Source organism: Dendronalium sp. ChiSLP03b (genome assembly GCF_034531165.2).
Taxonomy (GTDB): Bacteria; Cyanobacteriota; Cyanobacteriia; order Cyanobacteriales; family Nostocaceae; genus Dendronalium; species Dendronalium minutum.
In genome coordinates this window covers 1-9,974 of sequence record NZ_JAVRBR020000069.1, presented here as the reverse complement: position 1 = coordinate 9,974, position 9,974 = coordinate 1, and the positions used below count along the sequence as shown (strand labels likewise).

General features: G+C 42.6%; 14 protein-coding genes. 10 read left to right on the top strand and 4 right to left on the bottom strand.

All coding sequences use genetic code 11. The features are described from left to right. A partial coding sequence (locus RMY31_RS17930; protein ID WP_409878064.1) for an IS630 family transposase occupies positions 1-528 on the top strand: 528 nt, incomplete at its 5' end. Between the two features lie 175 nt (positions 529-703). Here the strand turns inward: RMY31_RS17930 and RMY31_RS17925 are convergent. Further along, positions 704-949, bottom strand: a complete 246-nt coding sequence (locus RMY31_RS17925) for a hypothetical protein (RefSeq protein ID WP_322665645.1) — start codon at positions 947-949, stop codon at positions 704-706. A gap of 49 nt (positions 950-998) precedes the next feature. Here RMY31_RS17925 and RMY31_RS17920 point away from each other — a divergent pair, with 49 nt between their 5' ends. After that, positions 999-1,130, top strand: coding sequence for a hypothetical protein (locus tag RMY31_RS17920; RefSeq protein WP_409878063.1), 132 nt, complete (start codon positions 999-1,001; stop codon positions 1,128-1,130). Here the strand turns inward: RMY31_RS17920 and RMY31_RS17915 are convergent. Further along, entirely contained in the window at positions 1,122-3,356 is a 2,235-nt protein-coding gene (locus RMY31_RS17915; protein ID WP_322665643.1) for an ATP-binding protein, read from the bottom strand. The genes RMY31_RS17920 and RMY31_RS17915 overlap by 9 nt on opposite strands. 306 nt (positions 3,357-3,662) lie before the next feature. On the opposite strand from RMY31_RS17915, the gene RMY31_RS17910 reads away from it, so the two are divergent. From RMY31_RS17910 to RMY31_RS17900, 3 genes are read left to right on the top strand one after another with little or no spacing between them, the layout of a single operon-like run. Next, a complete protein-coding gene (locus tag RMY31_RS17910; protein ID WP_322665641.1) occupies positions 3,663-4,385 on the top strand; it encodes a DUF3865 domain-containing protein in 723 nt (240 codons plus the stop codon). Next, on the top strand, positions 4,373-4,552 hold the full coding sequence (locus tag RMY31_RS17905) for a hypothetical protein (RefSeq protein WP_409878062.1): 180 nt from the start codon (positions 4,373-4,375) through the stop codon (positions 4,550-4,552). Before RMY31_RS17910 ends, RMY31_RS17905 begins: the two co-directional genes overlap by 13 nt. Continuing rightward, positions 4,537-5,040 carry an RHO alpha subunit C-terminal catalytic domain-containing protein gene (locus RMY31_RS17900; protein ID WP_409878065.1) on the top strand — a complete coding sequence of 168 codons (504 nt, stop codon included), beginning with the start codon at positions 4,537-4,539 and terminating at the stop codon, positions 5,038-5,040. The genes RMY31_RS17905 and RMY31_RS17900 overlap by 16 nt, the downstream gene beginning before the upstream one ends. 105 nt (positions 5,041-5,145) lie before the next feature. Here the strand turns inward: RMY31_RS17900 and RMY31_RS17895 are convergent, their stop codons facing one another. Beyond that, positions 5,146-5,694, bottom strand: a complete 549-nt coding sequence (locus RMY31_RS17895) for a hypothetical protein (protein ID WP_322665638.1) — start codon at positions 5,692-5,694, stop codon at positions 5,146-5,148. A gap of 228 nt (positions 5,695-5,922) precedes the next feature. On the opposite strand from RMY31_RS17895, the gene RMY31_RS17890 reads away from it, so the two are divergent. The 3 genes from RMY31_RS17890 (at position 5,923) to RMY31_RS17880 (ending at position 9,069) form a co-directional block, all read left to right on the top strand. Further along, positions 5,923-6,711, top strand: a complete 789-nt coding sequence (locus tag RMY31_RS17890) for a hypothetical protein (RefSeq protein WP_322665636.1) — start codon at positions 5,923-5,925, stop codon at positions 6,709-6,711. Positions 6,712-6,719: 8 nt separating this feature from the next. Beyond that, positions 6,720-6,971: a hypothetical protein gene (locus RMY31_RS17885; RefSeq protein ID WP_409878061.1), complete on the top strand. Its 252-nt coding sequence runs from the start codon at positions 6,720-6,722 to the stop codon at positions 6,969-6,971. Between the two features lie 523 nt (positions 6,972-7,494). After that, positions 7,495-9,069 carry a group II intron reverse transcriptase/maturase gene (locus RMY31_RS17880; protein ID WP_322665631.1) on the top strand — a complete coding sequence of 525 codons (1,575 nt, stop codon included), beginning with the start codon at positions 7,495-7,497 and terminating at the stop codon, positions 9,067-9,069. 170 nt (positions 9,070-9,239) lie between these two features. On the opposite strand, the gene RMY31_RS17875 is transcribed toward RMY31_RS17880, so the two are convergent. Continuing rightward, positions 9,240-9,470, bottom strand: coding sequence for a hypothetical protein (locus tag RMY31_RS17875; protein WP_322665629.1), 231 nt, complete (start codon positions 9,468-9,470; stop codon positions 9,240-9,242). A gap of 29 nt (positions 9,471-9,499) precedes the next feature. Between RMY31_RS17875 and RMY31_RS17870 the strand changes: the two genes are divergently transcribed. Next, positions 9,500-9,649, top strand: a complete 150-nt coding sequence (locus RMY31_RS17870; protein ID WP_322665627.1) for a hypothetical protein — start codon at positions 9,500-9,502, stop codon at positions 9,647-9,649. 15 nt (positions 9,650-9,664) lie between these two features. Beyond that, positions 9,665-9,820, top strand: a complete 156-nt coding sequence (locus RMY31_RS17865) for a hypothetical protein (RefSeq protein WP_322665625.1) — start codon at positions 9,665-9,667, stop codon at positions 9,818-9,820. Positions 9,821-9,974: the final 154 nt, after the last annotated feature.

Here is a 9,974-nt window from a genome sequence, read left to right as displayed (position 1 = left end):
ACAAAAAAAAAGACATTACGTAGTAGTCAATGTGCCACCGAAAGAGTCCAAAAGTTAAGGTGTGAATTTTGGGAAAAAGTTAAAACTATAGATCCAGAAAACTTAGTTTTCATTGATGAAATGGGTGTTTTACTTGGTTTAACACGAAAAGTGGCTCGAAGCCCCTACGGTCAAAGAGTGTATGATTTAAAACCATTTTATCGGGGTGCTAAAGTCACTGTTATTGGCGCAATCAGCTTAAAAAAAGTTTTAGCTGTCATGACTATGAACGGTTCAATGGATGGAAATGCATTTGAAGTCTTTATCCAAAAATGTTTACTCCCTCAATTATGGGTGGGGGCTGTAGTTGTTATGGATAATGTGCCATCTCATAAAGTAGCTTCAATTGAACCCTTGATTCAATCAAAAGGTGCCAGCGTTTTGAATATGTCACCTTATTCTCCTGATTTTAATCCAATTGAACTTTGGTGGTCGCAACAATGCCGCTTTTTTACGTCAATTCTCTCCAACCACAACAACAATGGTTGATATTCTAATTGCGACTGCTCTTGATTTGATTAATCCGAAACATCTAAAAAACTGGTTTACAGACTGTTGTTACTGTACTTCATGAACCTGCAATCTGCTGTATTAACTGGGCGTTCAACTGAAGCAATGAAAGTGGCTACGCTTTCCTAGACTCCATCCGGACACTAACTTACAATTACGCCATCAAACCCAAATGCCGATGAAATGCTTCAACTGCATTTGCTACGCCATCTTCACCCCTAATCTTCTGGCCTAACTCTTGGGCTAAGGAGCGCATCACCTCATCGCCCAGTACTACTTTAATTGCCTCTGCTAGAACGTCTTCTGATATTTTCTTGAACGGTATCGATTGGGGGCTAACTCCCAGTCGCATTAACCTCTCTCCCCAAATTGACTGATCTGCAAAGAAGGGTACTGTCACTGACGGTATATCTGATACTGCAAGCGCAAAACATTCTGTTGGATTGCCAATGGGTGCAGAACTTGAAATTTTACGTGACCGTATTTTGTCTGAACTTAAGTTAGGTAAACAAGCATCTGGGTATAAAACTGCTCAGAAGGCTCTCAATTGTTTCATCACTGAACTAATCGGTTTAGTTTAGCTGTTTGGGGAATTCGCCAACGGTATCAGTTTGTTGTCGGATAGGCAGTTGAATTATGAATTGAGTGCCTTGCCCAAGGGTCGAAAAACATTGCAATTTCCCATAATGTTTTTCCGTAATGATTTGATAGCTGATTGCCATACCCATACCTGTCCCTTTACCTACAGGTTTGGTAGTGAAAAATGGATCGAAGATCCGGCTTTGAACTGATTGTGGCATTCCTTGTGCATTATCAGAGATGGCAATTTCTACCCACTGTGAATTAGTTACTGAAGTGCGGATAGTAATCTGACTGGGATTTTCCTGTATCTGTTGATAAGTGCGCTTGGTATTTACCTCATCAAGGGCATCGATTGCATTTACCAGAATATTCATCAATACTTGGTTGAGTTGTCCAGGATAGCATTCCACTTGCGGCAAGTTGCCATAATCTCGAATCACTATAATTGCTGGATGCTCTGGTCTATCTTTGAGGCGGTGTTGCAGAATTAACAGCGTACTCTCGATGCCTTCATGAATATCAACTGTCTTAAATTCTGCTTCATCCATACGCGAAAAATTCCGCAGAGACAGCACGATACTACGAATCCTCTCAGTTCCCATTTTCATCGAAGATAACATCTTCTGTAAATCTTCAATGAGAAATTCTAGCTCAATTTCCTCTGCAAATGCTTGAATTTGTGGATCGTAACTAGAATGGCGTTCTTGGTAGAGATAAATCATCTGCAACAAGTTTTGAGTATATTCATCCAGGTGAGTAATATTGCCGTGAATAAAGTTGACTGGGTTATTGATTTCATGAGCAATACCTGCTACCAGTTGACCCAGACTAGACATTTTTTCACTTTGAACTACTTGTGCTTGAGTACACTGCAATTCACTTAAGGCTGTTTTGAGTTCAACAGTCCGTTCTTCGACTCGCGCTTCTAGTTCTGCATTACTATTTTCTAAAGCGATAAAGGATTGGCGCAATTGCCTTGCCATGTGATTAAAAGAGTGGGCAAGGGTGTTAAGTTCTTGGATATTACTTTGTTGGAGTGTTTGTTCTAAGTCACCAAATGCTATTGCTTGAGTAGTCTGATTCAAGCGCCAAATCGGACGTACAATCCAGCGCGAGGTAAATATGCCAATTGTCGTTGCGACTATCAGCGCCATAAAACAAAGCAAGATGCTAATTTGGGTGTTGGCATGGATTTGTCCCATGTAAGTTTTTTCTGGAATACCCACCACCACTAACCAGTCCAAACCATGTTGGTCACGCCAAGGCACAATATGCACGTAGAAATCTTCGCCTTGAAAATTCACTTTCAGTTTCTGGGTATTGCTAATCGACTGCAAATCTGGAATTCGCTGCTGAAGCTGCTTGGCAATGCCTTGTACTACCGGATTGGGGCTGTCGATTGCTTTGAGGCGCTTGATTTGATTATTGACTGCGGTAAAAGGCTTTTCTTGAGCCGAATTAGCAATTAACATCCCATCTCGCTCAATAATGAACACTTGTCCGAAGCGGCTAACATTTAATTTTTGTAAAAATTCACTGAGTTTCAACAGGTGGATTTCAGCCCCCACAACACCAATCAGTTTTTTGCTGACATCATAAACTGGGCGACCTGCCGATGCCACAATATACGGGGGATAGGCTGGGTCATAGTAGGTGTAAATCCGAACCCAAATCGGCTTCCCGGCTTTTACAGGTTCAGTATACGCAGGTTCATTGAGGGTATCCCAAGTACTGGTGGTCATCACTTGGGTTGGGTTGCCATCGTTATCTGTCAAGTAAGTTTTCGTATTTTTGGGCAGGTTTGGCGTTTTGATGGCGTTATCATCGATGGTCACTGTCTTGCCATCATAACGACCGGCTCCAGTCCCTTCCCCAGTTGCCAGGTTCAAGCTGATAAAGGTTAGGTCATAGGCTTGCATTTCGTGCCAAAAAAATTTGCCAACCTTGAGGCGATCGCGTACATCCAGCAATCCCATACGAATTGCATTGGCATTGATCTGGATGACTTTATGAGGAATCGACAGGTAAGCATCCAAATGTTGATTTACCTCACTGCTAGTTCGTTCCATCAACCGTTCTGCTAGATTGTTTACCGCTTTTTCGCCATTTTTAAACGACAGATACCCGACCAGTCCCACGATGCCAAAAACTTGCACCACGAAAGGAAAAATCAAAACTATCTGTAATGGAAATCCACGGACTTTACTAGATGAATGTATCGTCATTTGTAAATCTTAGTTCGGGCAGGTCTTTGCTTAATCTAGATTACCCTTCAGCAACTTCGCACTATCAAAATAAGTTTGTGTTTAATTAATAAACCAATAGGGAATGGGTAATATTTCTGTATTTTTCCTAGTAAAATCACTACTTTTCATCTATTTAGTTATTGAGTTATTTTCAGTGACTTTACTCAAGATTTATCAAGATACGGAAGCTATTCTAGCCATACAAATATGAAGATTACATGAATTTTTGGCAATTTTCAAAGCTAGATTGGCATTCAGCAGATATGCAGAAAGGATTAAAATTTCATGGAATTTAATTACTTAACAAAGCGGCTTAATCAACTACTTGCTCAGGATTATGTGGCATTTAGCAGTACAAAAAATCCTGTTATACAAATACTTCACCAGACAAGTTCTGCTCAGATTGCTTATGTCATGCAGCAATATTCCATTTTTCCCAAAGAGTTGGTGTGTTTGACAGACTTAGCAAGACACAAAGCGCTGGTAACAGGATGGAACGGTGTTGCCCAAGAACTCACAGAAAACATCGCTGAAGAGATGGGTAGCACCACCCAAGGAATCCCTCATTATACGCTTTTAGCCCAAGGACTGGAAGAGGGACTGGGTGTTCCTGTGAAAAACACAATACCGTCAATCGCTACATCCAAACTGCTGACAACTTTGCAATTGCTATTTGCTCAACAACTAACTTATGTGCTTGGGGCGACTTATGCTATCGAAGCAACCTCAATTCCAGAATTAAGTTTGATCGCCCAACTTGTAGAGTGGTTGCTGGAAGGAGCAATGCCTCAAGATTTAGCATATTTCTTCAACAAGCATTTAAATGAGTGGGAAATTGAACATGAAACCGACTTAAGAACTGCTGTGGCAGCATACATACAACCCGAACAATTTACAGAGTTTGAAGCAGGGTTTCGGGCAATGATAAATGCGATGGAACTCTGGTGGCAGGAATTAGCGCAAGAAGCCATTTCATTCAATACTCCTTTCAATACATGCAATTTTTAATTTGGAATTTTCAATTGGAGCAAAGCGACTTGACCCATCCTTCATTTGTAGATAAAACTCTTAACACTAATAAACCGAAATTTGGATTACCCGGTGATTACTACTTTAGCGAGCAAATTTTTGCTGATGAGCAGCAAACTGGAAATTTCCGATTGAGAATTATTTAGAATGCTATCACTTATCTGTTGTTCATGCCCAAAGTTTAAAATGTTTCGATGCCAAGAATATTATTTACACTCCAACTGGGCGGCACTATCAGATATTTGTTCCTTTCACAGATGATGAATTTGTCAAACTTCATCCCGCTTTTTCTGGAGAACCAAAAGGACAATCATACCAAGGCTTCATCTTTCCTAATATGATGGTCAACACTGCTACAGATAAAGTTTCAATTTTTCGACTGACTCCTTTATCTCCCACAAGAACTAAGTTTGAAGTTTTTATTTATCAAACAAAAGCACAGATGGAAGCTTTTCCTTATAAGCCCGATGACTTTCGACCTGAATTTGAGCGGGTGCTAAATGAAGACTTTGGGGTAGTGCGTTCGCTACAAGCAAGTGTTCGTTCTCTAGCTTATGGTGTGGTTCAGCTTGCAGATATTGAATATGGAATTTCTCACTTTCATCAAGTTTTGTCGGAGTACTATCAACTTTAATACACAGACTATTACACTAATTCTCTCAAATCAGGCAACACATTCAAACCCCGTAAGCCATGCCATATCTGACTTTTTTCGGAAATTGCGAATTGCGAATTGATATTACCTCTGCTGTTTCCAGCTGAGTTTGTACTCCCGTTCCATCGCTGCCAGTAGTCTCGATTGCAACGATGATAAATACGGTTTAGCTTGCTTCCCCAACCCCTGCAACAGCCAATCCACAGCCTCATCGCGGCTGACCACAGTATGTAACTGCCGCAATCGCATACATAACTGTTGCATAAACTTGCAGTCGTCATCTAGCAGTTCCAAGGATTTTAGGTGTTCTACCTTTACCGTATAGTCGCCATCCCAGCACTGCACGGTACAACTATAATCCCCTACATGACTGACCACTCCCCAATAACCGTCTTTCCCCCTCAAGTTTGGGTTGTCTTTGGGCAAAAGAATGCAGATTTCGCCAAGATGGTAGGGATTGGGAATTTTGGTTCGCTCACGTATTTTATCTACAATATCTTGGACTATGCGACCAGAGGGAGTTTTACCACCAGCTTTTTCTACTGCTTGCTGCCAAACTTTCTGCTGCTGTGATGGTTCTAGCTTAATCAGAGGTTGCACTTGTCGTTCGTTGGTAGGCAAAATGCGATCCATTGGATCACATTTAGACTTTAATTTATCAAACACTACTGCCGCATCCATTAACAGGTAGGGTTGTCGGCGGTTGTAGCCAAAGCGATCGCCTGCTCAAACCTTGGACTACAAAGTGAGCTAATTACAATGCTGACACAGTTTTGGTCAAACCCAAAGATCGGCCAGATACTCACTTTGGTACTAATTGCGACACAAGTTTTCCAAGCAATACTATAGTGGGCAAGAAATATGCTGACACTAGACCGCTGCGAAACAACACCAGCACCCAGCTACAGCATTCTCAACAGCAGCATTCAAGACACCTTCGCCGCCATTGAGCGGTTCGAGTGGCAGGCAATAGAAGAATTGCAGTTGATGAGAGACAACTGTTATTACTTTGATGCTGGACATACCAGTTTTGAAGACTATTGCGAAAACGAGCTTACCAAATACGGAGGGTATCGGCGCGTCAGAGATTTACTCGCTGCCAAGAAAGTGGTTGATACTCTCAGCGACGAGCTAAAGGACAAGATTACCAAACCCTCTCAAACTCGTCCGTTGCTCCGATTGGTCAAAACCCCAGATAAGTTAAATGAAGCTGTAACGATCGCAGCTAAAGAAAAACCCTTTCCCACTGCTACCGATTTTGCTAAGGCAGTAAATAAGGTAGCACCAAAAGTTATTACTAATGTCAAAAAAGATACTACAATTCCAGACAACTACAAAACGCAATTGTGTCAATCAGTTAGGGTTTCATCACAATCGCATCCCAGATACGGCGAATCAGGAGTGATTGAAGCAGACCCACCCAACGCTTTGCAACAGATTGTGACTTTCGCTGGTAGTGAGAGGTTACTGGTCAACAATGCTGATTTGACTAATTTAGGTAATGACGCAATTGTGCCATTTAAAAGTGAGCGCACATATCCAAAAGAATATGCCGAGGCGATCGCCCAAATTCAAGAACAGCACCAGCAGGAAATAGCCCTTTCGACCAAATCAAAAAAATTGATGAGCTTGGTTATGAGTATTGGTTAGCAACCGAATTGTTAACCTTGCTGGGCTATCAAACCTGGAAAAGAATTAAGGACACGGTTGAAAGAGCAAAAATCAGTGCCAAGAATTCAGGGATAGATCCATCACACCATTTGGTCGATGTCGTCCAAATGGCGCAAATTGGCGCATCTCAAGCATTCCGAGAAGTGCTGAAAGATTATAAACTATCACGACACGCCTGTTATTTGGTGGCCATGAACGGCGATCCGCGGTGCGATTCGTTGTTAGCTGAATCACGGTAACCAGTCCGTACATAAGCTAACCAACCCAACACTTAGTGTTAGGTTGAACTCCGGAAAAGATAGAGGTGAAAGCCCTCTCCCTCAAACTCAGAGGTGACTCCTTACCTGCCCGCACCGAGCGAACTCGGAATTTCGCAGAGTGAAGCCGGGAACAGGGCGTAAACAGACGGTCGTTATGGACTGACACTGGCGCTAACAGGGAGTGTACAAGGTGAAACAGAACCTAAAAAAGCAACCTACGCCGAAGCAGGGTATAACAAAAAACCCCTGACTTCGCTAGAGATAAAATCCCGCCGATGAATCGAGGGTCAAGCGGCAAGAGTAAGGGATTCTAGCGGTTGAAGTTGGTTCCACCTAACGACACATACCAATCCCATTCCGGGGAACGAAGAAAAACGAATCAAAGGTCTTGGGAACGGTCGAACCCCAGGTAAGTCAGACGAGCGACAGAATTCTTTTGATTCGGGTAGGATGCGGCGTAATTGCTGCAAGGTGTTTAGAAAACATTCTTAGGAGTCAGAACATGATTAGACACAGTAACAATACTAGTGAATCCTGGAGCAAGTTACCTTGGAAGAAATTCCGACGTGACTTATTCCGTCTACAAGTAAGAGTGTTCAAAGCAGTTAAAGCAGGAGATACGCGGAAAGCGCGGTCACTACAAAAACTGATTCTAAAATCCAGGACAGCGCGGCTACTGGCTATTCGTCAAGTAACACAGCTAAATGCTGGTAAAAAGACTGCGGGTATTGATGGTAGAGCGTCCCTCAACTATGAAGAACGCTTCCAACTTGAGGAAAACCTCAAAAATAAATACCTTAACTGGCATCATAACAAGTTAAGAGAAATCCCAATACCTAAGAAAGATGGTAAAACCAGAATTCTAAAAGTTCCCACTATTGCAGATAGAGCGTGGCAATGTCTCGCAAAATATGCATTAGAACCAGCACACGAAGCAACTTTCCATCCTAGAAGTTATGGATTCAGAACCGGACGTTCAGCGCACGATGCGCAAAAATATCTGTTTCTGAATTTAAACTCCAAAGCAAACGGAATAGAGAAGCGAGTCATAGAGCTTGATATCGAAAAATGCTTCGACCGGATAAAACACGCAACTATCATGGATAATCTGATAGCGCCAAAAGGGATGAAAATCGGTATCTTCCGATGTCTTAAGGCAGGAATACACCCCGACTTTCCCGAACAAGGTACTCCCCAAGGTGGCGTGATAAGCCCGCTTTTAGCAAATATTGCTCTTAACGGAATCGAAAGTATACACAAATGTCACGTGAAGAATGGACGGAAATTAACGTCTAAAACTTCATCTAAAGACATTATAGAACCATCAATCCGGTATGCGGATGACATGGTAATAATACTCAGACCCGATGATGATGCAAACGAAATACTCGAAAGAATAAACCAGTTCCTTGCAGAAAGGGGAATGAATATCAGTGAAAAGAAGACCAAAGTAACCGCTACGACAGATGGTTTTGATTTCCTAGGCTGGCACTTCAAAGTGCAAAGCAACGGAAAGTTTAGGTGTACCCCTTCAGTGGATAACTTCAAAGCATTCCGTAAGAAAATAAAAGCTATCATCAATTGCTCTAACTATGGTTCCAAGGTTAAAGCTCTTAAGCTAGCCCCCTTGGTTAGAGGATGGAGGAACTACCATCAGTTCTGCAAAATGGATGGATCGCGAAACTCGCTATATCATATCCGAAGCAGAACAATAAAGGTGTTTAAAAAGGAATCAACGAATGACCGATACTCTAGTAAAATCCTGCTAGAAAAAGCATTTCCCAGCGTTCCTTACTCCGAAAACAAATTTATCAACGTCCAAGGTGAGAAATCTCCATACGACGGAGACATCCCGTACTGGAGCAATCGTAATAGCAAACTCTACGACGGAGAAACCTCTAAAGCTCTAAAACGGCAACACCATACATGTGGATATTGTGGACTAGGAACATTCAGTGAAGAACGAATTCACCTACACCACATCGACGGCGACCATAACAACTGGAAGATTAAAAACCTGCTAGCAGTGCATGAAAGCTGTCACGACTACATTCACATGAGCAAGGGGAAACCCTAGAACATCGGGAGCCGAGTGCACGGAAACGGGCACGCTCGGATCTAACTGAGAGGTGCGCGGGATAATACCCGCCATCGACTCAACCCAAGCCTCAAATAGCCGCTGCACAGAATTACTTCGCACTGAAAACCCGCCTTGCAGAGTTAGCCCCGCAATCTCAAGAGTTATTGTCACAACTGTTGGAGAAAATTTAACAGCAGAACAAGGTCATTGAAGAACACAGCAGAGCGATCGCAGTCCTCCAATCCCAAATTCAAAACCTGTTGCCTCCGTCGGCTGATTTTGTACCACCAGGATGGGATGAGGACGTATGGCGATCGCTCCCTTCGCAAGACAAACGTCATTTTCGGTTTATGTTCCGCCGTCGTTCCGTCCATCGCAGCAGGGCCATGATGAGTCAAAGGCGATCCTGGCTGCTACTACTAAACAAATGAAGCAAAAGCAGAGGGACGAATTACAGCGCTTGGTAGGAGAGACATCGCCCGAACACAAACAACAGCTTGAGGCGGTAAAACTCCAAGCGCTCAGAGAATTTTGGTCACAAGCACCCCTAAAAGACCAAGAAAATATGCCTTTTTAAACATTGGGTAAAAATATGACCAGCAAGTTAATCACTTTAGAATCGCCTCTGTTGGTTCCGCCACTACTGGCCGCAGAGATTGGTTTAGAAGAAGCTCTAATACTCCAGCAGATTCATTACTTTTGTCTGATCTCCAAGCACATCAAAGCTGACGGGCGGCGTTGGTTTTGAAAGACACTTAATGTTCAAGGGGCGACAATCAGCGCAAAACTAAACCAGATAAAGGTTTTGGAGGCACATACTCCTTGAAAAAATTAGGTGCTTATTGAGAATGAACTGTGCAGTTATTAAGCGTTTATCTAGGGGGTACAGTTTGATGGTAAAA